Source organism: Anaeromyxobacter sp. Fw109-5, from assembly GCF_000017505.1.
Taxonomy (GTDB): domain Bacteria; phylum Myxococcota; class Myxococcia; order Myxococcales; family Anaeromyxobacteraceae; genus Anaeromyxobacter.
Map to the genome: position 1 here is coordinate 2,560,502 of NC_009675.1, position 26,476 is coordinate 2,586,977.

Genomic DNA, 26,476 nt, shown 5'->3' on the forward strand with positions numbered 1-26,476 from the left:
GCGCCCGCCCGCCAGGCCGCCCAGCAGGCGGATCGCGCGGGGCGGGCTCCTCGTCCCCGGCAGGCAAGCCGTCGCGATTCGGCGGCACCTCGCGCCGTGCGCCAGGTGCCTCGGCGGAACGGTCCGGCACGCGCGCGGGCGCACGCGCCGAAGCGCCTCGCAGCGGTCCTGGCCCTCGCAGCGGTCCCGGCCCTCGCAGCGGTCCCGGCCCTCGCAGCGGTCCCGGCCCTCGCACCGGCCCCGGCCCTCGCAGCGGTCCCGGCCCTCGCAGCGGTCCCGGCCCTCGCACCGGCCCCGGACCTCGCACCGGCCCCGGACCTCGCACCGGCCCCGGACCTCGCACCGGCCCTGGCCCTCGCACCGGCCCTGGCCCCCGCACCGGCCCTGGCCCCCGCGCCGGTCCCGGACCTCGCACCGGCGGCGGACCTCGCACCGGCCGGCACGGAGGACCGCCCAGAAACTCCCCTGGACCAGGGTCGCGGGGGCGCGGGCGGCCCCCTCGGCGGACGTGATCGTCGCGGAGCGGAGCGCCCGGACGAACGACGCTCGCGCGCGCCCGGCGGTTCGCCTACGCCTTCGGCTTCGGCGCCGGCTTGCCCTTCTCGAACACCACGCCGTCGCCGAACTTGGCGACGATCTGCTTCTTCGTCTTCAGGCCGGTCATGTCGATGACGAAGTTCGGGACCCGCCGCGCGCGCCGATCGGCGGCCCAGCGGGTGATCTCGCCGCGCGGGCGCGTCGCCGCGCCGTTCACGCCCCGGCGACGCCGCCCGCGGCCCTTGCGAGCGATCTCCGCGTCGAGCTCGCTCTCGAGCCGCGCGGCGGCCATCTCGGCGACCGCGCGCGCGATCGCGGCGGAGGCGCGCTTCACGACGGGCTCCATCGCTGCGCGCACGGCGGCGTCGAGCGTGGTGTGAACAGGCGGGCGGGGCATCGGGCGTCTCCTTCGCGGCCGATTGCGCAGGTTTTGCTCGGCGCGGAAATGGACCTTTGCCGGGCATTATAGACTCGGCGCCGAGCGCCCAATCCATTTTTCTGCTAGGGTCCGCGGCGCGTCTGGCCCTCTGGCGGAACGGTAGACGCGCTCGACTCAAAATCGAGTGGGGTGATCCCCCGTCCCGGTTCGAGTCCGGGGAGGGCCATTTCTCGGCGAGCGATCCCGTCCGCGTTTTCCCTTGCCGCACGGGCTCGGCCGCGTGTATCCGTACCCCGCACCTCCACCAGGAACGCCATGTACAACCTCCTCATCAGCCTGGGGATCGGGCTCGCAATCGGGGCCGCGATCGCGCTCGGGACCGAGTTCGGCTGGGCCGCCGCCGTCTTTCCCGCCCTGCTCGCCGCGACGATCGCCTACTTCCTCCTGGCGCGCCGGACCTGGAAGCAGCTCGAGGCGGTGTTCGAGGGGATGCAGGCGGACGTTCGAGCGCAGAAGCTCGACAAGGCGGTGCAGACCCTCCAGGGCGGCTTCAGGCTCGCCCCCTGGCAGTTCCTCGTCGCGGCCCAGCTCCACTCGAACATCGGGATCCTCCTGTTCATCCGTCAGGATCTGGACGCCGCCCTCCCCCACCTCGAGAAGAGCTTCTCGCGCAACTGGATTGCCCGCGGGATGCTGGGCGTCGCCCGTTACAAGCGGCGCGACCTCGACGGCATGAAGCGCGTGTTCGAGGACGCGGTGAAGACGAACAAGAAGGAGGGCGTGCTCTGGTCGGCGTACGCCTGGATCCTCGAGGAGCTGAACCGCCACGCGGACGCCATCGCCGTGCTCGGTCGCGCGGTGCAGGCGAACCCGTCGGACGAGAAGCTGAAGGGCTCGCTCCAGCTCCTGCAGAACGGCAAGAAGCTCAAGCTCGGCAAGGTCTACGGCGAGCAGTGGTTCCAGTTCATGCTGGAGCGCCCGCCCCCGCAGTTCGTCGGCGGGCCTGGCTTTCGCGGCGGCAAGCGCGCCATCTACGGCCGCGGCTAGCGCTCTGGTCGCTCCCGACCGGGAGCGTCAGACGCCTCACGATCCGCCGAAGCCGATCGAGACGCGGCCCTGATCGTCCACGACGAGGGGCACGCGCCGCTCCCCGCCGGAGAGCGCCAGGAAGCGCTTCATGGCCGCGGGGTCGGCCTTCACGTCGTGGTAGGTGAACTCCACACCTCGGGCGCCGAGATCCTCACGGGCGGCGTTGGTGTAGGGTCAGCCGTGCTTGCCGTAGATCTCGACGCCTCGGGACATCCGGCGCTCCTCCTCAGGGAGCAGATATTCCGGATCGCTCCCGCGTGTGGGGGGAAAATGTACCGGAGCGCGCGGCGCGCCGGACACGCGGCGTCCACGGGCCCGGACGAACGGCCTGCAATCGCGCGAGCTTCGAGCCGCCCACCCCGTTCGCGTGAGCGGCACCGCGATTGCTCTCCTCGCCCGGCGTGACCGCCCGCGCCGCCTTCGACTTTCCCGGTACCGCTCACCTCTCCCCCCGCGGCCGCCGCGCGCTGAAGATCGCGGTGGCAGCCCTCGTGGGGATCCCGTGGATCCCCCTCGCCGCTGCGCTGTACGCTTGGATGCGCTGATGGCGGTAGGCCCTCGAGCCCCCGCCGATCGGGCGAGCGCGCGCCGGGGGGGCGGGCGTCGCCCGATCGTCCCGCCCAGCGGTAAGCCCTGCCGTTCGGCTCCGCCCCCACTAGATTTGGACGACCCGAACGGACGGATGCCCGGGACGACGCCATATCCTCCGCGACCCCCCGACGTCGCGGACACCGCGCGAGACCCGCTCGCGCCGCTGCTCGCGGCGATCGATGCGGCCTCGACGCTGCCGCCCGAGGAGCGCACGCGCCGGCTCCGGGAGGCGCTGCCGACCGGGCTGGCCGACCTGGCCGACGCGAACCGCCGGCTGCGCGAGACCACCCACCGTCGCGACGCGCTGCTCGCCTCGGCGGCGGCCGAGCTCCGCGCGGCCGCGGACCTGCTCGCCGCCGACCCGGCCGAGGCCGAGGCGCGCCGAGGAGACATCTCGCGGCTGCGGCGCGTCGCCGAGGATCTGGACCGCACCCTGCGAACGACGCCCGACGCCCCCGCCAAGCGCCGCTCCCGCCCGACCGGCACGCGGCCGCGCCTCCTGGTCGTCGACGACGAGGCGGACGCACGCGAGGTGCTCACCGAGGTCCTCGAGCCCGAGTACGAGGTCATGCTCGCCGAGGACGGCGAGGCGGCCGTCGACCTCGCGCGCGAGGAGCACCCCGACGTCGTGCTGATGGACCTGTTCATGCCGCGGCTGGACGGGCTCCAGGCGCTCGAGCGGCTCCGCTCCGATGCCTCCACGAGCGACATCCCGGTCATCTTCGTGTCCGGCCACGGGGACGACGCGGTGAAGGTGCGCAGCCTCGATCTCGGCGCGGTGGATTATCTACAGAAGCCCTTCTCCGAGCGCGAGCTGCGCGCGCGCGTGGAGCGGACGTTGCGGCTCGTCAGGAGCCACGTCGCCCTCCGGGAGCTCGCCCAGACCGACGCGCTCACCGGCCTCGCGAACCTGCGCGCCTTCCGCGCGCGGGTGGAGGAGGAGGTGAAGCGCGCTCGCCGCTACCACACGCCGCTCACCTGCGTGATGGCGGACATGGACCAGCTGAAGCCGATCAACGACGAGCTCGGTCACGCCGCCGGCGATCGCGCCATCGCGGCGGTGGCGGCCGTGATCCGCGAGGAGCTCCGCGAGACGGACTTCGGCGCCCGCTACGGCGGCGACGAGTTCGTGATCCTCCTGCCGCACACCGCCGCCGAGGAGGGGCGCGTGTTCGCCGAGCGCGTCTGCGCGCGGCTGCGCGAGCTCGAGCTCGAGATCGGCGGTCGACGCATCCACGTGGGCGCGTCCTTCGGGGTCGCCTGCCTCTGCGACGATCTGCGCGAGGACGCGGCCGAGGCCCTGGTCGGCGCGGCGGACACCGCGCTCTACGCCGCCAAGCGAGAGGGGCGCGGGCGGGTGGCGTCGACCGAGCTGCCCGAGCCCCCCCGGCTGCCGCCGGACGTCGGCACCGGCGCGGCGCAGTCCGCGCCCGCGCACTGAGCGACGGTTCGCGACGGCGGCGATCCGCCATCACCGGCGGGTCGCGAATCGCGTTGCCGTTCAGTCTCCTCGTGAGGGGGGCTTGCGCCCCCGCCCGGCGACGGGTGACCGACGTACCCGAAGCGGCGCCGTCGTGCGCGCTCAGGCCTTGGCGCCGCTCGCCGGGAGCTCGCCTTCCGTCTCTCCGGCGCGCGTGCGAGCCTCGGCGGCGTACCTGTTCAGCTTGTTGTAGAGCGTCTTCTCGCTGATGCCGAGGATCTCCGCGGTCCGCGCCTTGTTCCCGCCGTTCTTCTGGAGCGACGCGAGGATGTACTCCTTCTCGACCTTGTCGAGCGGGATCCCCAGCGGCACCCGCAGCGTCGCCGCCTCGGGCCGGGAGGCCTGCATGTCGGGCGGGAGGTGCTCCTCGCCGATGACCTCGCCGTCGACCAGGATCATGGCGCGCTCCACGGTGTTGCGGAGCTCGCGGATGTTCCCGGGCCAGGCGTAGCCCTGCAGGATCCCGAGCGCGCCGGGCGACACCCCTTGCACGTGCTTGCCGGTCTCTCCGTTGAACTTCTCGATGAAGTGGTGCACGAGGAGCGGCACGTCCTCCCGCCGCTCCTTCAGGGGCGGGAGCTGGATCGTGAAGACGTGGAGGCGGAAGAAGAGATCCTCGCGGAACCGGCCCTTCCGGATCTCCTCCTTGAGATCGCGGTTCGTCGCGCAGATCACGCGCACGTCCACCTCGACCTCGGAGCGGCCGCCCAGCCGGCGGAATCGCCGCTCCTCGAGGACGCGGAGGAACTTCGCCTGCAGCTCCAGCGGCAGCTCCCCGATCTCGTCGAGGAACAGCGTGCCGTTGTGCGCCAGCTCGAAGTTGCCGAGCCGCCGCTGGTCCGCGCCCGTGAACGCGCCCCGCTCGTAGCCGAACAGCTCCGACTCGATGAGCGTCGCGGGGATCGCGCCGCAGTTCACCGCGACGAAGGGCTTCTCCTTGCGAGGCGACAGGTTGTGGATCGCGCGCGCGACCACCTCCTTGCCCGTCCCGCTCTCGCCGTCGATGACCACGCTCGCGTTCGAGGGCGCGACCTTCTTCACGAGCTCGAAGACCCGCGCCATCGCGGGCCCCGAGCCGATCATGTCGGTGCCGGGCGCCAGCGCGGCGAGGCGCCGCCGGAGCAGCTGCACCTCGCGCATCGTCTCCTTCTTCTCGAGCGCGCGTTCGAGCACCAGCCGCAGGCGCGGCACCTCGAGCGGCTTCTCGATGAAGTCGTACGCGCCCTCCTTGATGGCCTGGACCGCCGTCTGGATGGTGCCGCGGCCGGTGAGGAGCACGACGGGGCACTCCGGCAGCTCGGCGCGGAGCGCGCGCAGCAGCCAGAGGCCGTCCATGTTGGGCATGACGAGATCGGTGAGGATCACGTCGGGGTGTCCCTCGATCGCCCGCCGGAGCGCCTCGGTGCCGTCGCTCGCGGTCTGGACGTCGTAGCCCCAACGCTGCGTCAGCTCCGCGAGCGCGTCGCGGCTGTCGGCCTCGTCGTCGACGATGAGGACGCGGTATTTCATTCGCGATCGTTCCTCGGCAGATACAGGACGAGACGCTCGAGCGCGCCCTCGCGGGCGATCGTCAGGCCGCCGCCGAGCGCCTCAGCGCCGTCGGCGGCGACCTCCGTGTAATAGGCGAGCTCCGGGTCCGGATCTCCCAGCGCGTGCTCGATCGTGACGCGGAGGTTTCCCCCGTCCGGCTCCACGCGCAGGGACATGCGGCCACCCTCCGGCGTCTCCACGAGCGCGCGCGACACGAGCCCGAGGACGAGCCGCGACACCCGGCCCGGATCGCAGCGCGTGCGCGCCGCGCCGGAGGCGGCGTCGACGTGCAGCTCGATGCGGCGGCGGCGGGCGTCGTGGCCGAACAGGCTCGCCGTGTCCGCCGCGAGCGCGCCGACATCCGTGTAGCCGAGCGGCGCGGACGGATCCGTGACGTCGAGGAAGCGGCGCACGACCTCGTTCACCCGCCCGATCTGATCGCGGAGCGCGCCCAGGTGCGTCGCCGAGGCGGCGCCGGCGTCGCCGGCCGAGGAGAGCTTGTCCGCGAGCAACGCCAGCTGGAGCGCCATCGCGTTCAGCGGGTTCTTGATGTCGTGGGCGACGCCCGCGGCGAGGCGGGTGAGCCCCTGGGAACGCATGGAGTGCTCGAGGCACTCGGAGTCGCTCGGGGCGCGGGCCAGGAGCAGCACCCCCTCCCCGCTCGGGACGCGCTGGAGCTCGACCACCTCGCCGTTGAGCCCGGGAACCCGCGCGACCTCCGGTCCCTCTCCCGCGAGGAGCGCGCGCAGCTCGGGCGCACCCTCCGCCCGTGCACGGACCGCTCCGGTCAGGTCGCCGCCGGGCTCGAGCCCGAGCTGCGCCAGGAAGCCCGGATCGGCGGCGAGGACCGCTCCTGAGCGGTCGACGAATGCAGCGCCTCTCGCGAATGGGTGCATGGTGTGACCTGGAGGTCGGGCCCAGAGATGCGTCGTGACCTTCCTTTTTTCAAGCCCGCGCGGATGATACCGGTAAAGTTCGGAGCATCCATTGCGCGCGTCCCGACCCGCCCCATTCGTCGCAGCCGTCCTCACCCTGGCCCTCTCCGCCTGCGCCTCCGGCGCGCGGGGGGCCTCAGCCCCGCGGCCACGGGAGCCGGCGGCGGCGCCCACCGGGGCCCCCCTCCCCGCGCGCGGAGGAGTCGTCGCGCCGGCGGCTCCCGCCGAGGAGCAGGTCCGGACGGTGGCGCAGGCGACCCTGGGCGCGGTCGGCGACGTCCTCATGCACGACGCGGTGAAGCAGAGCGCCGCCACCCACGGACGCGGCTCCGCGGACGCGGGCTACTCATGGCTCTACGCGCCCCTCGCGGACCTCCTCGCGGCCCCGGACGTCACCTTCGCCAACCTCGAGACCCCGATCGCGCCGGGCACGACCCAGGGGACGCGCCCGTTCGTCTTCAACGCCCCGCCCGAAGCCGTCACCGCCCTGCAGCGGGCGGGGGTGGACCTCGTGTCGTTCGCGAACAACCACGTCTTCGATCAGGGGCGCTCCGGGTTCGAGGAGACGATCCGCCGGCTCGACGGGCTGGGGATGCGCTACGTCGGAGCGGGTCCGTCCGGACGCGCGGCGGGCCCGGTCACGGTGGAGGCCGGAGGCCTGAGGATCGCGTTCCTCGGCTACGCCCACTTCTTCAACCAGGACGGGAACGCCTGCCCCACCACGAAGCCGTGCCTCCAGGCGTCTCAGCTCGACCGAAAGGCCGCCGTGGAGGACGTCCGCAGGGCGGCGGCCTCCGCGGACGCGGTCGTGGTCTCGCTGCACTGGGGCGACGAGTACGTGACGCAGCCTCGCCCCGCGGACGTCGAGCTCGCGCACCAGCTGGCCGACGCGGGTGCGCTCGTCGTGCTCGGCCACCACCCGCACGTGCTGCAGCCGGTCGAGCTGTACCGGCGCGCGGACGGGCGCACGGCGCTGATCGCGTACTCTCTCGGGAACTTCGTCTCGAACCAGTCGCGCCTCTACGTGCCGGGGGTGACCCCCGCGGCGGTCGCCGCGACGCGCGACGGCGCGCTGCTGCGCGTGACGCTCGCCCGCCGCGATTACGGACGCGGCGTCGTGCGCGTCGAGCTCGGAGGAGCGGACTTCCTGCCGCTCTGGACGGAGAACGACACGGCCGAGCTCGATCGCCGCGCGGAGCCTCGGCGCCGCCCCGCGATCCGCGTCGTCAGCGTCGATCGCGCCCTCGCGCAGGTGCGCGCCGAGCTGGCGGCCTTCCCCGATCCCGTCCCGGCCGAGCGGGCGGAGGCGTGGGTGCGCCTGCGTCGCCGCGAGCAGCTCCTCTCGGACCGCCGCGCGGCCGTGGCGCAGGTGCTCGGCGAGGACCTGCTCAGGACGCTCGGGCCGGCGGAGCTCTCCCCGGCTGTGGCAGAGTCTCCGGCGGGCGGCCCCGCGCCCTTGCCCGCGGCTATCCCTTGACCCCTGCGCTGACCGTCCTCGCGTGACCGGTGTCGGCCGGGAGCACGTCGGGGCGCTCCGGGACCTTCAGCTCGACGAGCTCGATCCCGAGGCGCTGGGCGTACTCGAAGATCCGCTCGTCGCGGTAGAACTCGCCGAAGACGATCCGCCGGCACCCGGCGTTGCCGATGAGCTTGAAGCACGGCCAGCACGGGGACGCGGTCGTGTAGATCGTGGCGCCGTCGATCGCGACGCCGTTCTTGGCGGCCTGGATGATCGCGTTCGCCTCGGCGTGAACCGTCGCCACGCAGTGGCCGTCCTCCATCATGTGCCCCGCCTCGCTGCAGTGCGGGAGGCCTCGGATCGAGCCGTTGTATCCGGTCGAGAGGATCGTCTTGTCGCGCACGAGCACGGCGCCGACGTGCTTGCGATCGCAGGTGGCGCGGGACGCGACGACGCGCGCCACGTTCATGAAGTACTCGTCCCAGCTGACGCGATTGTCCATCCGCCCTCCGTTCACGCGAGGGAGGGATCCTACCCCAGGGGGCCGACTTTCGGCGGCGGTGGATGGTTAACATCGGACGGCATGCTCCGGACCGCCGCCGCGCTCGCCGCGCTGCTCTACGCCAGCCACCCTGCCGCCGACCAGTCGCCCACGCTTCCCCCTACCGTGCCGCCCGGGAACCCCGCGCCCTCCGCCGGCGGGCCGGCAGGGCCCCCGGAGCCCGGAGCGGCGGCGCGTCCGACGTCGCCGGCACGGCCCACCCACGAGCCGGTTCCGCGAGGCGCCGTGCTCGAGGAGGTGTCCGGCACGCTCGCGCGCGTCGATCGCCAGACCCATCGGATCACGGTCTCGACGCCGGAGGGGCCGGTGACGCTCTCCATCGACCGGAACACGATGGTCTACACCGCCGCCGGGCTCGGCAGCGTCGCCGACCTGATGCCGGGATCGCAGCTGCGCGCCGGCCGGAACGCCGACGCGCTCGCCTACTGGGTCCAGGTCCGAAGGTCGGCGAAGGACGAGCCGCCCTCGACACCGGGCCAGGGGACGGGTCCGGGGGGCGGGAGCGGTCCGCCCGCGGAGGGTGAGGCTTCGGGCGCCGGTGCGGCGCCGCCCACGGGCGTGGGGCCGGGCGGGCTCGCGCCGGGCACCGCCCCGCCCGGAGGCTGAGCGGGGGGATCCTGACGACCGGCGCCCGCCCCCGAGCCGCTCGCGGCGAGGCGCCTACATGCCCGCGGGCGCGGCCGGCAGCGCGACCGGTTGAGCGCGCGCGGCCACCTCGCCCTGCTTCGAGGCGAGCTCTCCCTGCGAAAGGTCCTTCTCGCGCGCGGCGACCTCGTCCGGACGGCCATCGGCGAGATGCGCGAACCCCTTGTCCGCGAGGAAGCGCCGGATCTTCGCGGCCGGGGCGACGAACGTCTCGCCCGGCATGGGCACGTCGAACGCGTACTGGTTCGCGTCCTTGCCGAACTCGACGCGCGCGGTGCGATAGCCCTCGACCAGGCCGATGAGCCGGCCGCGCGGCACGTCGAACACGCCGCCCCCGGAGCTGCCGTAGCCGATGGCGGCGTCCGTCTTGAGCGACTTGGCGCGCCGCGGCGCCGCTGCGTTCTCGAGGAACTCGTACTCCACCTGCGAGACGATCCCCGCCGCGACGGAGAGCCCCTTCCCGAACGGCGCGCCGATCACGACGAGGTCGTCGCCGAGCTCCAGCTCGTCGTCGGGCCCGAGCGGCGTCACGGGGAGCGAGCCCTGCACCTCCAGCACGGCGATGTCGGTGTCCGGCAGGGCACCCGTCGCGACCACCTTCGCGAGGACCCGGCCCTGGCCCTCGCTGGGCAGCACCTCGACGCGCACCGGGTCCTTCCAGGTCCGCTTGTTCGCGACGACGTGGGCGTTCGTCAGGACGTACGTCCGCTCGCCGCTCCGCGCGAAGGCGATGCCGGAGGCGCTGCGGACCACCTCGCCCGCCGCGGAGATCTGGATGCGCACCGCGCTCGGGAACACCTTGTGGACCGTGTCCGCGCGCGGATTGGTGGCGCGCTCGGCGGGCGACAGCCCGAGCAGCGGAGAGGCGGCGAAGAAGAGGCCGGCGACGGCGGCGGCCCCGCCGAGGCTCGACAGGAGTCGGGTCTTGAGCACGATCGGTCCAACGGGGGTGACGACCCCCGAATTCCCTGGGCGGCGGGCGCGGCCGCCCTTCGAGCGCGTGTGGGTGCAAGCCCCCGCTCGCACGACCGGAGGGCGGGGACTCCACCCGGCCCCACCTCCGTAGTACCCTCGCCGCGGCATGGAGCCCCTCGCAGCCGACCCGATCATCGGGATCGACCTCGGTACGACCAACTCGTGCGGAGCGGTGGCGTACGGTGACGGGCAGGTGAAGCTCATCCCGTACAAGGGCGGGGACTACACCATCCCGTCCATCTTCGCCATCGACGACAAGGGCAACGAGCTCATCGGCCACGAGGCGAAGCGCCAGTGGCAGCTCAACCCCCGGAACACCCTGTACGCCACCAAGCGGCTCATCGGCCGCGCCCCGCGCGACGAGGTGGTGGACTCGATGCAGCGGTCGGTCCAGTACCAGCTCCACGCCGGCGCGAACCACGACGTCGAGGTCGACTGCCACGGCCGCAGCTTCTCGATCCAGCAGATCGGCTCGCGCATCCTGGGGAAGATCCGCGACGTCGCCTCGGACCACCTCGGCTTCAAGGTGCGCCGCGCGGTCGTGACCGTGCCGGCGTACTTCACCGACCGGCAGCGCCAGGCCGTCAAGGAGGCGGGGGCGCTCGTGGACCTCGAGGTGGTCCGCATCATCAACGAGCCCACCGCGGCGGCGCTCGCGTACGGGATCGGCAAGCGGCTCGAGGAGCGCGTCCTCGTGTACGACCTCGGGGGCGGGACGTTCGACGTCTCCATCATCGAGATCCGCGACCGCGTCTTCGAGGTGAAGGCCACCGGGGGCGACATCTTCCTGGGCGGGATCGACTTCGACGACGCGATCATCCGCCACGTGCTGGACGACTTCCGCGCCAAGCACGGGATCGACCTCTCGTCCGATCCCGTCGCGATGCAGCGGATCAAGGATCTCGCCGAGCGCACGAAGATGGATCTCTCGGCGCGGAACGAGGCGCCCTTCTCGATCCCGTTCATCACCATGACGCCGCAGGGGCAGCCGCTCAACCTGGACGTGCGGTTCGACCGCAAGCTCCTCGAGGCGCTCACGCAGCACCTCGTGGACCGCTCCCTCAAGATCATGGGCGGCGTGATGGTCGACGCGGGCATCACCGCGAAGGACATCGACGAGATCATGCTCGTCGGCGGCCAGACGCGGATGCCCATCATCCAGGAGCGGCTCGCCCGCTTCTTCGGCAAGCCGCCGTCGAAGGGCGTCCACCCCGACGAGGCGGTCGCGATCGGCGCCGCGCTCTACGGCTGGTCGCTTCAGGAGAGCTCGGATCTGAAGCTGCAGCTGCTCGACGTCATCCCGATGGCGATCGGCATCGAGCAGGCCGGCGGCGCGATGCACGTGGTGTTCCCGCGGAACGCGGCGATCCCCAACGCGCGCACCATCGCCGCGACGAACGCCTTCGACGGCCAGAGCCAGCTCGCGATGCGGATCCACCAGGGCGATCACCCCTTCTCGGTGGAGAACGAGCTGCTCGGGGAGTTCACCTTCAGCGGCGTGAGGCCGGGCCGCGCGGGCGACGTCCGGCTCGAGATCCTCTTCGAGGTGAACGTCGAGGGCATCCTCACGATGTCCGCCCGCGACCTCGACACCGGGCGACAGATGAAGACCACGGTGCGGGTCGCGACGCGCTGAGCTCCGCGCGGCGCGGCCCCCTGCCTCAGCGGTGGTGCGGCGCAGGCACGGGCCTCCGCCCTTCCCCCTGCGAGTGGGAGGACCGCGGCGCCGGGGCGCCGCCTCCGCCACCGCGGCCGCCGCCCCTCGGGGCGGAGGGCGCGGTCATCCGGCCACCGCCGGAGCCGCCGCGCGACTCTCGCTGGTAGGACGGCGGCGCGGCGCCCTCGGTGCGTTCGCGCTCGGTGCGCTGTGGTCGCGTCCAGCCTCGCGGAGAGGGCGTCCCCCCGTCGTCGTCACGCGGGGCGCTCGTCCTGTCGCCCCGCTGGGAAGGCGCAGGCGCCGCGCGCTCGGGGCGAGACCAGCCGCGCGGACCCGCGGCCTGGCCCCCGGAACGAGGCGCAGGGGCGCCGAACGCATTGCCCCGCTCCTCGCGGCGCCCAGGCGCCGGCGCGAACGCGCTTCCACGCCCATCGCGAGGCTCCGGCGCCGGACCGGCCGCCCTCCCCCGCCCCTCAGCTCGCTCCGACGGACCGACCGCCGTTCCCCGGCCGCGTGCGCCGGGGCGATAGACGGCGATCTCTCCGGCGCGCGCTCGCCCGGCGGCGGGCGAGGGGGCCGACACCACCCGCGCCGGCCGGAGCGGACGCCCGATCCGCGCCTCGATCGCCCGGGGGGCCGGGCCTCCCCACGCCGGAGCGGGTGCAGGCCGGACGCCGCCGGGGCCCGGACGCGGCGCGGGACGCGCGGGAGCCGGCGCGGTGTTGTGGAAGTAGTGGCGCGTGTAGCGCGGGGCGTAGGCCACGGAGTAGACGGGCACGGAGACGAAGCTCACGCTCGGAACGAACGTCCACCACGCGTCGTAGAAGGGGTACGCCGTCACGTAGACGGACAGCCCCGGCGCGAGCGGGGCCCAGCCGACGACGTCGCCGGACCAGCGCCACGAGACCCACGCGGGCGCCCACTGATACCCGGGGATCCACACCCAGCCGTGGAAGCCGTCGTACGCCCAGCGCCCGTAGTGATACGCGGCCCAGCCCCAGGGCTCGTCGGACACCCAGAACCAGCCCTCGCTCGTCCACTCCCAGTGACCGTAGTAGTACGGGCGCCACCCGCTGGCGACGTGGGGGCGCCACACCCGCCCGTACGCCCCGGCGGAGACCCACTCGCCGTGGGCCGCGAGCGGGCCGTAGAACGTGTCGAAGGTGACGTCGGCGGAGACGCCGACGTCCACGTCCACGTCGTAGTCGGGCGGGCCCTCGTCCGCCCACTCGCCCTCGTAATCCTGCCCGCGCGCGAACGCGGGGACGAGCGAGGTCGCGACGAGGACGGCGACGAGCGTGCGGCGAAGCATGACGTTCTCCTCGGGATGGGCTCGGTGGACCGCGGAAGCCGTGCGCCGGGGCCCCTCCCCCGGAGACCAAGCAATCGGGATGCCGCGGAAATTCCCCGCCGTCACGGGCACTTGGCGAGTTCCGCCCGCTGGGGCGGCGGCACAGTGTGCTGCGGCGTCACCCCGGGGGCCGCACCCCGGCGCAGGCAGCGAGTGGGCGCCGTCCAGAAACGCGAACGCCCCGGCGGTGGCCGGGGCGTCGTTACGTCGAGGGGTGAGGCGCGCTAGGCGAGCTTCTTCTCTTTCTCGAAGGACAGGAGCGGAGGCTCCTTGTTCAGGATCACGCCGTCTGTGATCTTGCACTCCTTCACGCCTTCCCGGTACGGCACGTCGTACATGATGTCGAGCATCGCCTGCTCGAGGATGGCGCGGAGCCCGCGGGCGCCCGACTTCCGCCGCATCGCCTCGCGTGCGGTGGCGCGCAGCGACTCCTTCGTGAAGGAGAGCTTCACCTTCTCGAGCTCGAAGAGCTTCACGTACTGCTTCGTGAGCGCGTTCTTCGGCTGGGTGAGGATGGTGACCAGGTCCTCCTCGGAGAGGTCGGCGAGCGTCGCGATGATCGGGAGGCGCCCCACGAACTCGGGGATCATCCCGAACTTCACGAGATCCGACGGCTCGACGCGCGCGAGGAGCTCGCCGAGGCTCGCCTCCTCCTTGCGCTCGATCTTCGCCCCGAACCCGAGGGCCTTCACGCCCGCGCGGCGCCGGATCACCTGCTCCAGCCCGCAGAACGCGCCGCCGACGATGAAGAGGATGTTCGAGGTGTCGACCTGGATGTACTCCTGCTGGTTGTACTTCTTGCCGCCGCGCGGGGTGACGTTGGCGCGCGTGCCCTCGATGATCTTGAGCAGCGCCTGCTGGACGCCCTCGCCGCCGACGTCGCGGGTGGGGGACGGCGAGTCGCCCTTGCGGGCGATCTTGTCGATCTCGTCGACGTAGACGATGCCGCGCGCGGCCTTCTCCACGTCGTAGTCCGCCGCGTGGAGCAGGTTCTGGATGATGTTCTCGACGTCCTCGCCGACGTAGCCGGCCTCGGTGAGGCTGGTGGCGTCCGCGATCGTGAAGGGGACGTTGAGGAAGCGGGCGAGCGACTGCGCGAGGAGCGTCTTGCCCGAGCCCGTCGGCCCGATGAGCAGGATGTTCGACTTCTGAAGCTCGACGTCGTCCGAGCCGGTCCTGGTCTGTCCGGGGCGCTGCGGGCGGGCCGGCTTCTTCGAGTAGACGCGCTTGTAGTGGTTGTAGACGGCGACGGACAGGACCTTCTTCGCCTTGTCCTGCCCGACCACGTAGTCGTCGAGGAAGCTCTTGATCTCGGCGGGAGTGGGCAGCGAGACCGCGGGGCGGCCCTCGTCGCGCTCGGCCTCCTCCGCGATGATGTCGTTGCAGAGCCGGATGCACTCGTCGCAGATGTAGACCGTGGGCCCGGCGATGAGCTTGCGGACCTCCCGTTGCCCCTTCCCACAGAACGAGCACGACAGGTTGCCGTGATGGTCTTTCCGGCTCACGCGATCCCTCGGTCCAGCGATGGTACCACCAACCCCCGCCCCCCGGAATTTGGGGCCCGGTTCGAATATAGCCAGGTGCGGAGCGCACCGCCCCACGAACTCCTTCGGGGCGTCGAGCTCAGCGACGGAGCAGCGCGTCGATCTCCCCGGCGAGGGCCCCCGCGCGCTCCGCGACGGGGCGGGGCACGGCCGCCTCCTCGCGGCACGCCTCCGCCAGGCGTCGTGCCATGGCGGCGAGCCGTTCGAGGCGGTCCGCCTCGGGTGGCTCGGGCGCGGGTGGGCGCGGGCCGAACCTCTCGGCGAGCTTGCGGTTCACCGCGGCGGGCGTGGGCGGGCGCTCGACGAGCACCTCGTCGCGCAGCTCGCGCCAGCCCGAGTCCGAGAGCCGGCCCGCGGCCTCCGCGCGCGAGAGCACCTCGATGACCTCGAAGGGCGGCGCGCGCCCCTCGCCGCGCGGCCGCGCGAGCTCGGGCTCGTGCCGCTCGAGGAACCCGTAGCTCGCGGTGAGCTTCTCCGCGGTCGCGCTGCGGATGAACAGCTCTCGCGAGCAGTAACGCTCGAAGCTCGGGTGGCCCCAGGCGCGCCAGTGCTCCTTGCGCTTCACCTCGGCGAGTAGGCGGGCGAGCTCGACCCAGGCGGACTTGAAGCGGCGAGCGCCCTCGAGCACCTCGCGGCGGAAGGAGCCCTCCGGCAGATCCTCCGCGCGCTCTGCCAGCTTCTCGGCGGTCCGGGTGGTCATTTCCCGATCCGGAAGGCGAGCGAGACGGTGGGCCGCTGGCCGGGGAACGCGTCGAAGCGCCAGCCCGCGAGCGCCTTCACGAGGCACTGCTGGAGCGCGCCGGCCCGGAAGCGGGGCTCGTCGATCCAGAGCGCCGCGACGCGTCCGTCGTTTCCGATGGCGAACTCGATCGGCACGTCGCCGTGGAAGTCGGGCGAGCGCGCCGCCTCGGCCCGGAAGCAGGGCACGAGCGAGCGCTGCTCGCGCGAGACCACCGACTGGATCTTGCCCTCGTCGAACTGGGCGGCGACGAGCTCCCCGCCGTCCACCGCGCCGCCGGGCGCGCGGCGGGTCGACGCGGCGAGACCCCCGCCCTTGTCCGGCACTGCCCTCGAGCGCCCGGCGCCCGCGGCCGGTGCGTCGGGCGCGTCCATGGGGACCTCCACCATGTCGTCCCCCTCCGCCGCGCGGTGGCCCACGCCGACCCGGGCGGCCGAGGCGATGGAGATCCCGGCGCCGAAGTCCTCGAGCAGCGCGCTGGTCTCGGTGGGGCGCCGGGCGAGGAGGAACCCGATCACGCCGGCGCCGCCGACCAGGAGCGCGATCGCGAGGACCCACACGAGCGCCCTCCTCCGCCCCCGGCGCGCCGCGAGCAGCCGCGCCCCGGTCACCTCGCGCTCGACCCGGTGCGCCGCCTCCGCGCGCTTCGCGTGCAGGAGGAAGAGCGGGACCTGGCCGGCGGCGCGCCAGGCGCCGTCGCCGGCGGAGATCGGGGTCGAGGCGTCGAGCTCGCCGCGATACAGCATGGCCGCGAGGCCGCGCGAGTCGACGGGGCCGAACACCTGGCCGCCCTTGCGGAACAACCACTCCCCACCCTCGAGGCGGGGGTCGTCGAGGAGGAGCGTCTCGTCTGTGCCGGGCGCCATCGGGTGCGGGACTCGGACGTGAAGGGGTGGGTGCGGCCCGCGCGGCGCGTGACGGGGCGCGGCGGGCGTGGTGAACTTAGCACGAGGTGGAAAGGCGCTTCTACGCTCTGCGCGTCGCCTATGAAGGCGGGCGGTTCCGAGGCTTCCAGCGGCAGCCCGGCCTCCCCACCGTGCAGGACGCGCTCGAGGGCGCGCTCCTCGCCGCCGGAGTCCGGGCGACGCTCGCCGTCGCGGCGCGAACCGACGCCGGCGTCCACGCGCTCGATCAGGTGGTCAGCTTCTCCGCGCGCGCCGCGCTCGACCCGGCGGCGCTCCGCGGCGCGCTCAACGCGGCGCTGCCGGAGGGCGTCGCCGTGCTCGAGGTGCTGCGCGTCGCGCCGTCCTTCCACGCACGAAACACCGCGCGCGCGCGCCGCTACGTGTATCTCGTCGGCGCTCCTCCCCCGGAGTCGCTCGCGGCCTACGCGTGGACGCTCCCCGACCCACGGGCCTTCCCGGACGGCGAGGCTCGGCTCGACGTGGCGGCCATGAGCGCCGCGCTGGCGCACGCGGTCGGGACGCACGACTTCACCGCCTTCGCGCGACCCGGCGAGCAGCGCGGAACGGTGCGAACCGTGACGCGCGCCGAGGTGGTCTCCGCGACCTGGGCGCCGCTCCACGCCCTCGTGTTCGAGGGGCACGGCTTCCTGCGCGCGATGATCCGCAACCTCGCTGGAACGGCGGTGACGGTCGGGGTCGGGCGGGCCGCCCCCGAGATCGTCCGCGAGCTGCTGCTCGCCCGCGGACGGTACCGCGGCGTCCGCGCGCCCGGCTGGGGGCTCACGCTCGCCTCGGTCGTCTATCCCGACGGGGCCCTTCGACCGCCGCGCGGTACAGCTCCATGAACACCCCGAACACCGGCGCGCGCGCGCCGGTCAGGGCGCGCACCGGCCCGCTCGGCAGGCGCGGCGCCTCGGGAGGGGTGGCACGCGGGTCCCGCGTCTCGCCCGGCTGCGGTGTCACATCTCCCCCTGCTCGGGGGGAAGCTGGCCGTACTTCGCGAGGAGGTCGGCGACAGCCTCCCGCAGGTAGTCCGACTGGCGGACGCGCGTGCGGCGCGCGAGGTTCCGGAGCTCTGCGGCGAACTGAGGGGGCAGCCGGACCAGCATGGGCTCGAGACGGGCGGACGGATTCGAATCGGAGGCGACGACGGTCAGCTCGATCGACGTGGTCATGTGTAGGCTCCTTGCGACAGCGGCTTACGTTTGCCTACACGCTACCACTCGATAGCCGCCTCGCAAGAAAGCGCACGCCCGGAAGGTTTCTTGACAGATCCGCCTGTTTTCGACGGCCGCGAGCCCGCCCCCTACCCCGGCACGACGGGCAACGGCACGCCCGCGAGCGCGTTCATCCGCCCCGACCGGAAGGGCTCGAGGTCGAGCACGGCGAGCTTGAAGCCGGCGGCCTTCACCGCCCGCGCGATCTCCGCACGCTGCTCGAAGCCGCGGGCCAGCTCCTCCTCCCCGAGCTCCACCCGCCCGATGTCGCCGTGGTGGCGGACGCGCAGGTCGTGGAATCCGAGGACGCGCAGGGCGGCCTCGGCGCGCTCGACCTCGCCGAGCCGCTCCGGGGTGACGGGGGTGCCGTACGGGATCCGCGAGGCGAGGCAAGCCATCTGCGGCTTCGCCCACGTCGGCAGCCCGTACGCCTCGCTCCAGGCGCGGACCTCGTCCTTGCTCAGCTCGGCCTCGGCCAGCGGCGAGCGGACGCGCCGCTCCTGCGCGGCGCGGTGCCCCGGCCGGTGATCGCCGAGGTCGTCCGCGTTGAAGCCGTCGAGGACGACCGCGAGCCCCTCGGCGCGCGCCGTCTCCTCGCAGAGGCGGAACAGCTCCCGCTTGCAGTAGTAGCAGCGGTCGGAGGCGTTCGCGACGTAGCCCGGGTCGTCCTGCTCGTGGCTCTCCCGCTCCAGGTGGCGGACACCGATGCGCGCCGCGAGCGCGCGCGCCTCCTCGCGCTCGGCGTGCGGGACGGACGGCGAGTGCGCCGTCAGGGCCACGGCGCGAGCGCCCAGCACCTCGTGGGCGACCGCGACGACGAAGGTGGAGTCCACCCCGCCCGAGAACGCCACGAGGACGCTGCCGCAGCCGCGCAGCGCCTCCTTCAGGCGCGCGAGCTTCGGCGCGGATGCACGGCGGAGGTCTTCGAGGGCGTTCGGCGACATGGCGCGGGACTAATACCCGCTCGCGCCAGTCCGCGCAAAGCTCCCCCGCACGAGCTGGAGAAGGCGCGAGGCAGGCAGCGCGCGCCGCGGCTCAGCGGCGCCGCTTGGCGGTCTTCGTGGCCCGCCCCGCGACCTTCTTCGGCGCCTGGCGTGCCGCCGCCTTCGCGACGAGCTTGCGCCGTGCCCCGCCGCGCGTGGCCCGAGCGGGCTTCCCGCGGCGCGGCCGCAGGCCGCCGGTGATCCGCCCGAACTCCGCCGGCCCGACGAGGCGCTGATCGACGAGGGCCTGGAAGACGCGCGTCCCGGCCTCCTCGACGGAGATCTCGTCCGTGTGGACGGTCAGGTCGGCGTGCGTCGGCGGCTCGTACGGCACGTCGACGCCGGGGACCTGCTTCAGCTCGCCCGCCAGGGCGCGCCGGTAGATGCCCTGCGGGTCGCGCTGCTGGAGCTTCTCCATCGAGCAGTCGACGAAGACCTCCACGAACCGGCGCGCCTCCTTGCGGAGCGCCTCCCGGGCGTCCCGGTACGGCGACAGCGCCGCGCAGACGGCGATCCCGCCCGCCCGCGCTACGGCCTTCGCGACCAGCCCGAGCCGCGCCACCGCCCTGGCGTGGTCGTCCTTGCCGGCGCCGAGCCCCTCGAGCAGCACGGCTGCGTCGCCGTCCTCGTCGAGCAGCTCCACGGTCCGTCCGGCCGCGGCGAGTCGCTTGGCGAGGTGCGCGGCGAGCGTGCTCTTGCCCGCGCGGTTCATCCCCGTCAGCCAGATGACGAAGCCGGTGGTCTGCGAGTCCATGCGTCCTCCGGCGTCTCGACGGTCGCCGTCGCACCGCGTGCGCGGGACAGGTCCGTTCGAGCGCAGTTTTCCGAGTATACCCCGCCGGATCGTGTTGTGCCAAAGGGGGATTTGTCGCGAGCGCAAACAAATTTCCGAAGGGGTTGCGCCGAGTTGCGCGATGGTCCGGGGGCGGGAGGCGTTCTCGGAGGGTCAATCCGCTCGGACCGGGCCCCACGAGCGCTCATTCGGCGACGAGAATCCGCCGGTCCCCGCGAGGCGTGCGCCCCCCCTCCCTCCGGGCAGGCAGACCACGACGCCTGGGCCCTGCCGGCAGGTGAGTGCGCGATCGCGCCGCCCGTCAGCCGGCGGAGACCGGCCCTTCGGCGGCGGGTCCGCCACACGCGCAGCCGGGCAGCCGGCTCGTGGGGCGCGCCGTGGCCACACCGCGGACGAGGTCGACGCGCCGTCCGGGAACGGAACCCGGGTTCGCGATCATGAGGACGAGCTCCTGGGCGGCGAGCGCTGAGAGCGCGGCGATCCCGGCCTGCGGCGGGCGACCCACCCCGCTCGTGGAGCGGGCGCACGCGAAGCACGGCGCGCCTGGCGGCACGACGACGAGCGCCCCGCCGTCGGCGTCCGGCTCCACGACGACGTGCGGGATCCCCGCGCGCCGGGCGGCTTCGGCGGAGGCGAGCGCCTGCGGCGCGGAGGCCGCGAACACGAGCGTCGCGCTCGGCACTCCGCCGGTCGGGTAGCGCTCGACCGCGACGAAGCGCGAGAGCGGCGCGAGCACCGCGCGCGCCGCCTCGACGCGGGGCGTCCCCACCGCCGAAGGGGCGAAGAGCCAGCCCGTCACGTCGGCGGGCGCCACGTCCTCGGCGTCCTCGAGCCAGAGCTTGCCGATCCCCGCCTGCACGAGGTAGGTGAGCGCGGCGGAGGCGACCGCGTCGGCGCCGACCACGCGCACGCGCGCGCGCCCGAGCCGCTCCTGCGCCTCCTCTCCGAAGCCGGGAACGAGGAGCTGGCGTGCGTACCGCTCGATGCGATCGTCGTTCACCTTCTCGCCTCCGTTCCACGGGGTCGCGCCCCCGGCGCGGCGGACTCGCGTCGCCGCCTCGCGACTTTTACCCCGCTCAGGGCCACTCGCGCGCGCCCCCCTCGCCCTTCTCGACCACCACGCAGAAGGATCCCGGCGCTCCCGCGAGCGGCTCCACCGACACCACGCGGTGACCGTCCTCGGCTGCGCTCCTCGGCAGGTTCTCCAGCGGCTCGCCGCCGGCGAGCCAGACCTCGAGCCGGTCTCCCGCGGCGAGCCGGTCGAGGGCGATCTTCGCCTTCACGTAGGTCATGGGACAGGCGTACGCGCGCACGTCGACGCGAGCCGGGGCGCCCGCGATCACGCGGCGTCCCCGGAGCCCGCGGAGCCCGCGATCGCGGCGCAGGCGGCCGGCGCGGAGGACTCGAGCGGCTGCGTCCCGACGCACGCGGCGCAGCCGGGGCGCCTGCGCACGAGCACCAGGCGGCCGCGCGCGGAGCGGGCCTCGTAGGTGAAGAGCCTGCCCTCGTAGGCGCCCCGCTCGCCGGCGAGGAGCCGCAGCGCCTCCGCCCCCATGAGCGCGCCCGCGAAGCCCGCGGTCGCGCCGAGCACGCCCGCCTCGGCGCAGGACGGCACCGCCCCGGTGGGCGGTGGCTCCTCGAAGAGGCAGCGCAGGCAGCCGCCGATCCCGGCCGGCGCGACGGTGAGCAGCTGCGCGGTGGTGCGCAGGATCCCGCCGTGGACGAGCGGCTTGTGCGCGCGCAGCGCGGCGTCGTTCGCGAGGAACTTGGTCGCGAAGTTGTCGGACCCGTCCACGACCACGTCCGCGGCGCCGACCAGCTCGAGGGCGTTGTCCGCGTCGAAGCGGAGATCGCGGGCGTCCACCGCGATCGAGGGGAAGAGCGCGCGCAGGCGGGCCGCCGCGGCGCCGGCCTTGCGCTGTCCGAGGTCGGCCTCCTTGAAGAGAGGCTGCCGGTTGAGGTTCGAGGTCTCGACCGCGTCGTCCTCGACGAGGAGGAGCTTCCCGACGCCGGCGGCGGCGAGGGTGAGCAGGGCCGGGCCGCCGAGGCCTCCCGCGCCGATGACGAGCGCGGTCTTGCCGGAGAGGCTCATGATCGTCCGCGTATATCTCGCGCCGGACGGGGGGGCAACCTCGGGGAGAGGCTACGGGCGACGGGCTGCAGGGGTGCTGGAACCCGAAGCCTCAGAAGACGAGCGCCCTCCCCGCCTGCGCCGCCCGCCAGAGCGAGGGGAGCGTCGCGATCCCGTCCACGTGCTGACGGAGGTCTTCCGGGATGAACCCGGCGAGCCGCACCGCGGTGTCGCAGGCGACGACGCGCAGCCCGAGCTCGCGCCGCGCCTCCTCCAGGCTCTCTCTCAGTCCGGCGACGCGGGCCGCCCCGGCCTCCGGCGGCGCCCCCTCGTCGAAGCGGCCCTGGGCCCACAGCCGGAGCGGCTCGAAGAAGAGCGCCACCGTCACCTCGTCCCCGAGGGCGGCGGCGGTCACGGCGAGCGTCGTCGCCTGGTAGCGATCCTGCCAGCCGCCCCGGTGAACGAAGAGGACGACCGGCGCGCTCGCGGCGCTCCCGGACATGGGCGCATCGTACCCTCCGAGGGGAGAACCCGCCAGCCCGCCCCCTGCGAGCCTCGGGCGCGGAATCATTCGTCCGCCACGCTCCCGGAGGGCTTGCCTGGAGACCGGGCTCCGGAAGATCTTGCCAGCACCACCCACACACCGAGGAACGCTCCGTGAAGAAGCCACGCTCCATCGCCCCTGCGTCCGGGAAGCTCGCCATCCTGTTGCCCGGACTCGGCGCCGTCGGCACCACCCTCGTCGCCGGCGTCGAGGCGGTGCGACGCGGGCTCGCGAAGCCCATCGGCTCGCTCACGCAGATGGGGACCGTCCGGCTCGGCAAGCGGACGGAGCGCCGTACGCCGCTCCTGAAGGACCTCGTCCCGCTCGCGGCGCTCGACGACGTCCGCTTCGGCGCCTGGGACGTCTTCCCGGACGACGCCTACGAGTCCGCCTGCCACGCGCGCGTCCTCGAGCCGGCCCTCCTCGAGCGGCTGAAGGAGCCGCTGTCGGCGGTGAAGCCGATGACGGCGGTGTTCTCGCCCGATTACGTGAAGCGCCTCGACGGCCCGAACGTCAAGCGCGGGGCGAACAAGCTCGAGCTGGGCGAGGCGCTGCGCGAGGACATCCGCCGGTTCATGCGCGAGCAGGACTGCAGCCGGGCGGTGATGGTGTGGTGCGCGTCGACGGAGGTCTACCTCGAGCCCTCGGGCGTGCACGGGCAGCTCGACCGCTTCGAGGCGGCGATGGCCGCGAACGACCCGGCCATCGCGCCCTCCATGATCTACGCGTGGGCTGCGCTGAAGGAGGGCGTCCCGTTCGCGAACGGCGCGCCGAACCTCACCGTCGACATCCCGGCGCTCCAGCAGCTCGCGAAGCAGCGGGGCGTGCCGCTCGCCGGCAAGGACTTCAAGACCGGGCAGACCCTCATGAAGACGGTGCTGGCCCCGATGCTGAAGGCGCGCATGCTGGGGCTCGAGGGGTGGTTCTCCACGAACATCCTCGGCAACCGCGACGGCGAGGTGCTCGACGATCCCGGCAGCTTCAAGACGAAGGAGGTCTCGAAGCTCTCGGTGCTCCACCACATCCTGCAGCCCGAGCTGTACCCGGACCTCTACGGCAAGTTCGATCACAAGGTGCAGATCCACTACTACCGGCCGCGCGGGGACAACAAGGAAGGCTGGGACAACATCGACATCGTCGGCTGGCTCGGCTACCCGATGCAGATCAAGGTGAACTTCCTCTGCCGGGACTCGATCCTCGCCGCCCCCGTCGCGCTCGACATCGCGCTCTTCATCGACCTCGCGCAGCGGGCGGGCATGAGCGGGATCCAGGAGTGGATGAGCTTCTACTTCAAGAGCCCGATGGTCGGCGAGGGCCTCTACCCCGAGCACGATCTGTTCATCCAGCTGACGAAGCTGAAGAACACGTTGCGTCACATGGCGGGCGAGGAGCTCATCACCCACCTCGGGCTCGACTATTACGAGGCGTAGGTTAGGACCCTCAGCAGGACAGGAGGTCGTCGATGGCTTACGTGGTTGCCGAGCCCTGCATCAAGTGCAAGTACACCGACTGCGTCGAGGTCTGCCCCGTCGACTGCTTCTACGAGGGGCCGAACTTCCTCGTCATCCATCCCGACGAGTGCATCGACTGCGGGGCCTGTGAGCCCGCTTGCCCGACGAAGGCGATCTTCCCGGAGGAGAGCCTGCCGGCCAAGTGGAAGGAGTACACGCAGCTCAACGCCGACCTCTGCAAGACCTGGCCGAACATCTCCGAGAAGAAGGATCCGCTGCCGGACGCCGACCAGTGGAAGGACGTCGAGGAGAAGCGGCAGTATCTCGAGGGCACCTAGCCGGTCTGGACGGCCGCCCGGGCGCTCGGTGCGATCGTGAACTGCGCTATTGCGCGCCGGGCGACCCTTTGCTAGAAACCCGTCCGCTTCGAGACGCCCAGGTGGTGGAACTGGTAGACACACCATCTTGAGGGGGTGGCGCCGTAAGGCGTGCGAGTTCGAATCTCGCCCTGGGCACTGCGAAGGAACGAGGGGATCCGGGAGACCGGATCCCCTCTCTGCTTTCGGACGCGCGCGGGGCGGTGGAAGCCGGACATCCGCCTGGCGACGCCCCTCCCCTCGAGACGCAGAGACGCAGAGACGCAGGAAGGGGGACCCGGAAGCCGGATCCCCCTCGCACCGCGCGGATGTCGCCTCGAGCTACTGGCCCGGGGCCGGCTTCGCCGGGGCGCCACCCTGAGGCGCCGGCGGCGTCGACTCGGGGGCGTTGGGAGGCGGCGACAGGGGGCTCTGCGACGGCGACGCCGGGAGCTGAGTCGAGGGGGCGGCGGACTGGCGCTGCACCACCGAGCTCGAGCGGGAGGCGTTGTAGGCGAGCGTGACGGACGTGATCATGAAGATCGCGGCCGAGACGCTCGTGACCTTGCCGAGCAGCGTCTGCGCCCCGCGGCCGCCGAACACGGTCTGCGCTCCGGCCCCTCCGAACGCCGCGCCCATCCCGCCGCCCTTACCGGCCTGGAGCAGGATCACGAGGATGAGGATGAGGCAGACGAGGACGTGCAGGATGGTGACGAGGGTGATCAACGGAGTGCACCTTTCACGATGGCGATGAAGTCCGCCGCCTTGAGGCTCGCGCCGCCGACCAGCGCCCCGTCCACATCGGGCTGCGCCATCAGCTCCGCGGCGTTCTCGGGCTTGACCGAGCCGCCGTACTGTACCCGGATCTGGTCCGCGACGGGAGCCCCGACGTCCCGGAGGATGCGCCGGATGGCGGCGTGGACCTCCTGCGCCTGGGCTGAAGTGGCCGTCTTGCCGGTGCCGATCGCCCACACCGGCTCGTAGGCGATGGTGAGCCGGCCGAGCTCGTCGACGGACAGCCCGGCGAGCCCCTGGCGGACCTGACGGTCGACCACCTCCAGCGTCCGCCCCGCCTCGCGCTCGGCGAGCGTCTCACCGACGCAGACGATCGGCCTCACGCCCGCCGCGAGGAGCGCCCCGACCTTCTTGCGCACCGCCTCGTCGGTCTCTCCGAACAGCTGGCGCCGCTCGCTGTGGCCCACGATGCCGTGCCGGCACCCCACGTCCGCGAGCATGGGCGCGGACACCTCGCCGGTGAACGCCCCCTGCTTCTCCCAGTGGACGTCCTGCGCCGCGATCTCGATGGCGGAGCCGCGCGCCGCCTCGACGGCGGCGGCGAGCGCCGTGAACGGCGGCGCGACCGCCACCTGGACCTCGCCGGCTGCGTCGCCGAGGGCCGACCGCAGCTCGCGGACGAGGGCGGCCGTCTCGGCGACGGTCTTGTGCATCTTCCAGTTTCCGCAGACGAACTTCTGGCGAGCCACGGGTCAGCCCTCGAGGACCTGGATGCCGGGGAGGACGCGCCCCTCGATGAACTCGAGGCTCGCGCCACCGCCCGTGGAGACGTGCTTCATCTTCGAGACGAGCCCCGCCTCCTCCACCGCCGCGGCGCTGTCGCCTCCGCCGACCACGGTGACGGCCGGGCTCTGCGCCATCGCCTGGGCGACGCCGAAGGTACCCTCCGCCCAGGGCTTCTGCTCGAACAGGCCCATGGGCCCGTTCCAGAAGACCGTCTTCGCGTCGACGATGCGCTGGCGGTAGCGATCGAGCGTCTTCGGGCCGATGTCGAGGCCCATGAGCCCGTCGGGGATCGCGCGGTCGTTCACGACGACGCGCTCCGCGGTGTCCTTCGGCTCGGCGCCGCACACGTGATCGACGGGCAGGAGCAGGTCCACCTTGCGCGCCTGGGCGCGCTCCAGGATCTGCCGCGCGAGCTCGAGCTTGTCCTCCTCGACGAGGCTCTTGCCGACCGCCACGCCCTGCGCCTTCAGGAACGTGTACGCCATCGCGCCGCCGATGCAGATGGCGTCGGCCTTGGCGATGAGGTTCTCGAGCACCTTGATCTTGTCGGAGACCTTGGCGCCGCCGATGAGCGCCACGAACGGCCGCTCGGGGCTGCCGAGCGCCTTGCCGAGGTACTCGACCTCCTTCTGGATGAGGAAGCCCGCCGCCTTCTCCTTCACGAAGGCGGCCATACCGGCGGTGGAGGCGTGGGCGCGGTGGGCGGTGCCGAAGGCGTCGTTCACCCACACGTCGCAGAGGGTCGCGAGCTCGCGCGCGAAGCCCTCGTCGTTCTTCTCCTCCTGCGGGTGGAAGCGGAGGTTCTCGAGGAGGAGGACCTGCCCCTCCTTGAGATCCCGGACGAGCTTCTTCACGCCGTCGCCGATGCAGTCGTCGGCGAGGATCACGTCCTGCTTGAGGAGCTCGGAGAGCCGCTGCGCTGCGGGCTCGAGCGAGAACTTCTCGCGGTCGTCCGGCTTCCCCTTCGGGCGGCCGAGGTGCGAGCCCAGGATGACCTTGGCCCGCGCCTGGATGGCGTGCTTGATGGTGGGGAGCGCCGCGCGGATGCGGGCGTCGTCGGTCACCCGCCGCTGCTCGTCGAGGGGGACGTTGAAGTCGACGCGGATGAAGACCCGCTTGCCGGCGAGATCCAGCGCGTCGATGGTCTTGAGCGCCACGGCGA

The 26,476-nt window shown here is 73.0% G+C and carries 28 protein-coding genes and 2 tRNA genes; 10 read left to right on the forward strand and 20 right to left on the reverse strand.

Annotated elements, in window-relative coordinates; all coding sequences use genetic code 11:
• Positions 1-568 precede the first annotated feature (568 nt).
• Entirely contained in the window at positions 569-934 is a 366-nt protein-coding gene (locus ANAE109_RS11515; protein WP_012097040.1) for a hypothetical protein, read from the reverse strand.
• Positions 935-1,058: 124 nt separating this feature from the next.
• On the opposite strand from ANAE109_RS11515, the gene ANAE109_RS11520 reads away from it, so the two are divergent.
• Together ANAE109_RS11520 and ANAE109_RS11525 are read left to right on the forward strand one after the other, a co-directional pair.
• Positions 1,059-1,142 (forward strand) — tRNA-Leu (locus ANAE109_RS11520).
• Between the two features lie 89 nt (positions 1,143-1,231).
• Positions 1,232-1,963: a M48 family metallopeptidase gene (locus tag ANAE109_RS11525; RefSeq protein WP_012097041.1), complete on the forward strand. Its 732-nt coding sequence runs from the start codon at positions 1,232-1,234 to the stop codon at positions 1,961-1,963.
• A 36-nt stretch (positions 1,964-1,999) separates the two neighbouring features.
• Here ANAE109_RS11525 and uxx1 read toward each other — a convergent pair whose 3' ends face one another.
• On the reverse strand, positions 2,000-2,218 hold the full coding sequence (uxx1, locus tag ANAE109_RS26070) for a UXX-star selenoprotein family 1 (protein WP_083776861.1): 219 nt from the start codon (positions 2,216-2,218) through the stop codon (positions 2,000-2,002).
• A gap of 469 nt (positions 2,219-2,687) precedes the next feature.
• Between uxx1 and ANAE109_RS11535 the strand changes: the two genes are divergently transcribed.
• Entirely contained in the window at positions 2,688-4,037 is a 1,350-nt protein-coding gene (locus ANAE109_RS11535; protein ID WP_083776863.1) for a diguanylate cyclase, read from the forward strand.
• Positions 4,038-4,178: 141 nt separating this feature from the next.
• Here ANAE109_RS11535 and ANAE109_RS11540 read toward each other — a convergent pair whose 3' ends face one another.
• Positions 4,179-5,585 carry a sigma-54 dependent transcriptional regulator gene (locus ANAE109_RS11540; RefSeq protein WP_012097044.1) on the reverse strand — a complete coding sequence of 469 codons (1,407 nt, stop codon included), beginning with the start codon at positions 5,583-5,585 and terminating at the stop codon, positions 4,179-4,181.
• Complete coding sequence (locus ANAE109_RS11545) at positions 5,582-6,502, reverse strand: HAMP domain-containing sensor histidine kinase (protein ID WP_012097045.1); 921 nt, start codon at positions 6,500-6,502, stop codon at positions 5,582-5,584. Before ANAE109_RS11545 ends, ANAE109_RS11540 begins: the two co-directional genes overlap by 4 nt.
• Before the next feature lie 283 nt (positions 6,503-6,785).
• Here ANAE109_RS11545 and ANAE109_RS11550 point away from each other — a divergent pair, with 283 nt between their 5' ends.
• Entirely contained in the window at positions 6,786-8,018 is a 1,233-nt protein-coding gene (locus tag ANAE109_RS11550) for a CapA family protein (RefSeq protein ID WP_234945293.1), read from the forward strand.
• Here ANAE109_RS11550 and ANAE109_RS11555 read toward each other — a convergent pair.
• On the reverse strand, positions 8,008-8,502 hold the full coding sequence (locus ANAE109_RS11555; protein ID WP_012097047.1) for a cytidine/deoxycytidylate deaminase family protein: 495 nt from the start codon (positions 8,500-8,502) through the stop codon (positions 8,008-8,010). The genes ANAE109_RS11550 and ANAE109_RS11555 overlap by 11 nt on opposite strands.
• Before the next feature lie 81 nt (positions 8,503-8,583).
• Here ANAE109_RS11555 and ANAE109_RS11560 point away from each other — a divergent pair, with 81 nt between their 5' ends.
• The gene (locus tag ANAE109_RS11560) at positions 8,584-9,168 is read left to right on the forward strand and encodes a hypothetical protein (protein ID WP_041448290.1); all 585 of its coding nucleotides are present in this window, start codon (positions 8,584-8,586) and stop codon (positions 9,166-9,168) included.
• Between the two features lie 54 nt (positions 9,169-9,222).
• On the opposite strand, the gene ANAE109_RS11565 is transcribed toward ANAE109_RS11560, so the two are convergent.
• Positions 9,223-10,140: a S1C family serine protease gene (locus ANAE109_RS11565; protein ID WP_083776865.1), complete on the reverse strand. Its 918-nt coding sequence runs from the start codon at positions 10,138-10,140 to the stop codon at positions 9,223-9,225.
• A gap of 148 nt (positions 10,141-10,288) precedes the next feature.
• Between ANAE109_RS11565 and ANAE109_RS11570 the strand changes: the two genes are divergently transcribed.
• Positions 10,289-11,818, forward strand: a complete 1,530-nt coding sequence (locus ANAE109_RS11570; RefSeq protein WP_012097050.1) for an Hsp70 family protein — start codon at positions 10,289-10,291, stop codon at positions 11,816-11,818.
• 25 nt (positions 11,819-11,843) lie between these two features.
• Here the strand turns inward: ANAE109_RS11570 and ANAE109_RS11575 are convergent, their stop codons facing one another.
• The 4 genes from ANAE109_RS11575 to ANAE109_RS11590 all read right to left on the reverse strand — a co-directional run bounded on the left by ANAE109_RS11575 (position 11,844) and on the right by ANAE109_RS11590 (position 16,339).
• Positions 11,844-13,151, reverse strand: coding sequence for a DUF6600 domain-containing protein (locus tag ANAE109_RS11575; RefSeq protein ID WP_041448291.1), 1,308 nt, complete (start codon positions 13,149-13,151; stop codon positions 11,844-11,846).
• A gap of 263 nt (positions 13,152-13,414) precedes the next feature.
• Positions 13,415-14,695, reverse strand: a complete 1,281-nt coding sequence (clpX, locus tag ANAE109_RS11580; RefSeq protein ID WP_012097052.1) for an ATP-dependent Clp protease ATP-binding subunit ClpX — start codon at positions 14,693-14,695, stop codon at positions 13,415-13,417.
• 118 nt (positions 14,696-14,813) lie between these two features.
• Complete coding sequence (locus tag ANAE109_RS11585) at positions 14,814-15,434, reverse strand: hypothetical protein (RefSeq protein ID WP_012097053.1); 621 nt, start codon at positions 15,432-15,434, stop codon at positions 14,814-14,816.
• Positions 15,431-16,339, reverse strand: coding sequence for an AgmX/PglI C-terminal domain-containing protein (locus tag ANAE109_RS11590; RefSeq protein WP_012097054.1), 909 nt, complete (start codon positions 16,337-16,339; stop codon positions 15,431-15,433). The genes ANAE109_RS11585 and ANAE109_RS11590 overlap by 4 nt, the downstream gene beginning before the upstream one ends.
• Before the next feature lie 86 nt (positions 16,340-16,425).
• On the opposite strand from ANAE109_RS11590, the gene truA reads away from it, so the two are divergent.
• Positions 16,426-17,223, forward strand: coding sequence for a tRNA pseudouridine(38-40) synthase TruA (truA, locus tag ANAE109_RS11595; protein WP_012097055.1), 798 nt, complete (start codon positions 16,426-16,428; stop codon positions 17,221-17,223).
• A gap of 114 nt (positions 17,224-17,337) precedes the next feature.
• Here truA and ANAE109_RS11600 read toward each other — a convergent pair whose 3' ends face one another.
• The 7 genes from ANAE109_RS11600 to ANAE109_RS11630 form a co-directional block, all read right to left on the reverse strand.
• On the reverse strand, positions 17,338-17,553 hold the full coding sequence (locus ANAE109_RS11600) for a ribbon-helix-helix domain-containing protein (RefSeq protein WP_012097056.1): 216 nt from the start codon (positions 17,551-17,553) through the stop codon (positions 17,338-17,340).
• A 131-nt stretch (positions 17,554-17,684) separates the two neighbouring features.
• Positions 17,685-18,539 carry an ATP-dependent sacrificial sulfur transferase LarE gene (gene larE, locus ANAE109_RS11605; protein WP_012097057.1) on the reverse strand — a complete coding sequence of 285 codons (855 nt, stop codon included), beginning with the start codon at positions 18,537-18,539 and terminating at the stop codon, positions 17,685-17,687.
• A 91-nt stretch (positions 18,540-18,630) separates the two neighbouring features.
• Complete coding sequence (gene cysC, locus ANAE109_RS11610) at positions 18,631-19,332, reverse strand: adenylyl-sulfate kinase (RefSeq protein ID WP_012097058.1); 702 nt, start codon at positions 19,330-19,332, stop codon at positions 18,631-18,633.
• 340 nt (positions 19,333-19,672) lie between these two features.
• On the reverse strand, positions 19,673-20,371 hold the full coding sequence (locus ANAE109_RS11615) for a ThiF family adenylyltransferase (RefSeq protein WP_012097059.1): 699 nt from the start codon (positions 20,369-20,371) through the stop codon (positions 19,673-19,675).
• 76 nt (positions 20,372-20,447) lie between these two features.
• Positions 20,448-20,714, reverse strand: coding sequence for a sulfurtransferase TusA family protein (locus tag ANAE109_RS11620; protein WP_012097060.1), 267 nt, complete (start codon positions 20,712-20,714; stop codon positions 20,448-20,450).
• Positions 20,711-21,463, reverse strand: coding sequence for a HesA/MoeB/ThiF family protein (locus ANAE109_RS11625; RefSeq protein WP_012097061.1), 753 nt, complete (start codon positions 21,461-21,463; stop codon positions 20,711-20,713). The genes ANAE109_RS11620 and ANAE109_RS11625 overlap by 4 nt, the downstream gene beginning before the upstream one ends.
• Before the next feature lie 91 nt (positions 21,464-21,554).
• Positions 21,555-21,944, reverse strand: a complete 390-nt coding sequence (locus ANAE109_RS11630) for a hypothetical protein (RefSeq protein WP_041448293.1) — start codon at positions 21,942-21,944, stop codon at positions 21,555-21,557.
• A 155-nt stretch (positions 21,945-22,099) separates the two neighbouring features.
• Between ANAE109_RS11630 and ANAE109_RS11635 the strand changes: the two genes are divergently transcribed.
• From ANAE109_RS11635 to ANAE109_RS11645, 3 genes are all read left to right on the forward strand, one after another.
• Positions 22,100-23,416: an inositol-3-phosphate synthase gene (locus tag ANAE109_RS11635; RefSeq protein ID WP_012097063.1), complete on the forward strand. Its 1,317-nt coding sequence runs from the start codon at positions 22,100-22,102 to the stop codon at positions 23,414-23,416.
• Positions 23,417-23,448: 32 nt separating this feature from the next.
• On the forward strand, positions 23,449-23,775 hold the full coding sequence (fdxA, locus tag ANAE109_RS11640; protein ID WP_012097064.1) for a ferredoxin FdxA: 327 nt from the start codon (positions 23,449-23,451) through the stop codon (positions 23,773-23,775).
• 95 nt (positions 23,776-23,870) lie between these two features.
• A tRNA-Leu gene (locus ANAE109_RS11645) sits at positions 23,871-23,952 on the forward strand.
• Positions 23,953-24,135: 183 nt separating this feature from the next.
• Here the strand turns inward: ANAE109_RS11645 and secG are convergent.
• Genes secG through pgk form a run of 3 tightly spaced genes read right to left on the reverse strand, consistent with a single transcriptional unit; the run spans position 24,136 to position 26,471 of the window.
• Positions 24,136-24,519, reverse strand: a complete 384-nt coding sequence (gene secG / locus ANAE109_RS11650) for a preprotein translocase subunit SecG (protein WP_012097065.1) — start codon at positions 24,517-24,519, stop codon at positions 24,136-24,138.
• Complete coding sequence (gene tpiA, locus ANAE109_RS11655) at positions 24,516-25,277, reverse strand: triose-phosphate isomerase (RefSeq protein WP_012097067.1); 762 nt, start codon at positions 25,275-25,277, stop codon at positions 24,516-24,518. Before tpiA ends, secG begins: the two co-directional genes overlap by 4 nt.
• 3 nt (positions 25,278-25,280) lie before the next feature.
• On the reverse strand, positions 25,281-26,471 hold the full coding sequence (gene pgk / locus ANAE109_RS11660) for a phosphoglycerate kinase (protein ID WP_012097068.1): 1,191 nt from the start codon (positions 26,469-26,471) through the stop codon (positions 25,281-25,283).
• Between the last annotated feature and the right edge of the window lie 5 nt (positions 26,472-26,476).

Excerpts from the sequence above, each read along its gene's own strand:
- ANAE109_RS11515 (WP_012097040.1), bottom strand. The coding sequence starts at position 934 with ATGCCCCGCCCGCCTGTTCACACCACGCTCGACGCCGCCGTGCGCGCA.
- ANAE109_RS11525 (WP_012097041.1), top strand. The coding sequence starts at position 1,232 with ATGTACAACCTCCTCATCAGCCTGGGGATCGGGCTCGCAATCGGGGCC.
- ANAE109_RS11535 (WP_083776863.1), top strand. The coding sequence starts at position 2,688 with ATGCCCGGGACGACGCCATATCCTCCGCGACCCCCCGACGTCGCGGAC.
- ANAE109_RS11540 (WP_012097044.1), bottom strand. The coding sequence starts at position 5,585 with ATGAAATACCGCGTCCTCATCGTCGACGACGAGGCCGACAGCCGCGAC.
- ANAE109_RS11545 (WP_012097045.1), bottom strand. The coding sequence starts at position 6,502 with ATGCACCCATTCGCGAGAGGCGCTGCATTCGTCGACCGCTCAGGAGCG.
- ANAE109_RS11555 (WP_012097047.1), bottom strand. The coding sequence starts at position 8,502 with ATGGACAATCGCGTCAGCTGGGACGAGTACTTCATGAACGTGGCGCGC.
- ANAE109_RS11560 (WP_041448290.1), top strand. The coding sequence starts at position 8,584 with ATGCTCCGGACCGCCGCCGCGCTCGCCGCGCTGCTCTACGCCAGCCAC.
- ANAE109_RS11570 (WP_012097050.1), top strand. The coding sequence starts at position 10,289 with ATGGAGCCCCTCGCAGCCGACCCGATCATCGGGATCGACCTCGGTACG.
- ANAE109_RS11575 (WP_041448291.1), bottom strand. The coding sequence starts at position 13,151 with ATGCTTCGCCGCACGCTCGTCGCCGTCCTCGTCGCGACCTCGCTCGTC.
- ANAE109_RS11585 (WP_012097053.1), bottom strand. The coding sequence starts at position 15,434 with ATGACCACCCGGACCGCCGAGAAGCTGGCAGAGCGCGCGGAGGATCTG.
- ANAE109_RS11590 (WP_012097054.1), bottom strand. The coding sequence starts at position 16,339 with ATGGCGCCCGGCACAGACGAGACGCTCCTCCTCGACGACCCCCGCCTC.
- ANAE109_RS11600 (WP_012097056.1), bottom strand. The coding sequence starts at position 17,553 with ATGACCACGTCGATCGAGCTGACCGTCGTCGCCTCCGATTCGAATCCG.
- larE (WP_012097057.1), bottom strand. The coding sequence starts at position 18,539 with ATGTCGCCGAACGCCCTCGAAGACCTCCGCCGTGCATCCGCGCCGAAG.
- cysC (WP_012097058.1), bottom strand. The coding sequence starts at position 19,332 with ATGGACTCGCAGACCACCGGCTTCGTCATCTGGCTGACGGGGATGAAC.
- ANAE109_RS11625 (WP_012097061.1), bottom strand. The coding sequence starts at position 21,463 with ATGAGCCTCTCCGGCAAGACCGCGCTCGTCATCGGCGCGGGAGGCCTC.
- ANAE109_RS11630 (WP_041448293.1), bottom strand. The coding sequence starts at position 21,944 with ATGTCCGGGAGCGCCGCGAGCGCGCCGGTCGTCCTCTTCGTTCACCGG.
- fdxA (WP_012097064.1), top strand. The coding sequence starts at position 23,449 with ATGGCTTACGTGGTTGCCGAGCCCTGCATCAAGTGCAAGTACACCGAC.